The 557-nt window shown below is 77.4% G+C and carries 1 protein-coding gene; it reads left to right on the top strand.

Annotated features, from left to right (window positions below; all coding sequences use genetic code 11):
* The coding region (locus ABD211_RS32860; protein WP_344140412.1) for an AAA family ATPase at positions 1-557 on the top strand (557 nt) is incomplete at both ends.

Raw genomic sequence — 557 nt, 5'->3', positions numbered from 1 at the left:
GGGGCCGCCGCGGCCGTGGTGCGCGGCGACGCGGTGCGCGCGGGCGCGATGACCCACGCCTGGATCTTCACAGGGCCGCCCGGGTCGGGCCGCTCGGTGGCCGCGCGCGCGTTCGCCGCCGCGCTGCAGTGTCCCGAGGGCGGCTGCGGCGTCTGCGCCCAGTGCCACACGACGCTCGCCGGCACGCACGCCGACGTGCGGTTCGTCGTGCCCGAGGGCCTGTCCATCGGCGTCAGCGAGATGCGCGACCTGGTGCTGCGGGCGGCCGGCGCGCCGACCGGCGGCCGCTGGCAGGTGGTCCTCATCGAGGATGCCGACCGGCTCACCGAGGCGGCCAGCAACGCGCTGCTCAAGGCCGTCGAGGAGCCGGCGCCGCGGACCGTCTTCCTGCTCTGCGCGCCGTCCACGCACCCGGACGACATCTCCGTCACGATCCGCTCCCGCTGCCGCGTCATCACCCTGCGTACCCCCTCGATGGAGGCCATCGCGGCGGTGCTCGAGTCGCGTGACGGCATCCCGCCCGCGGACGCCGCGCGGGCCGCCGGCGTGGCGCAGGG

Origin of the sequence: Luedemannella flava, assembly GCF_039528515.1 — a bacterium.
GTDB lineage: Bacteria > Actinomycetota > Actinomycetes > Mycobacteriales > Micromonosporaceae > Luedemannella > Luedemannella flava.
This window is presented reverse-complemented; position numbering and strand designations above follow the sequence as displayed.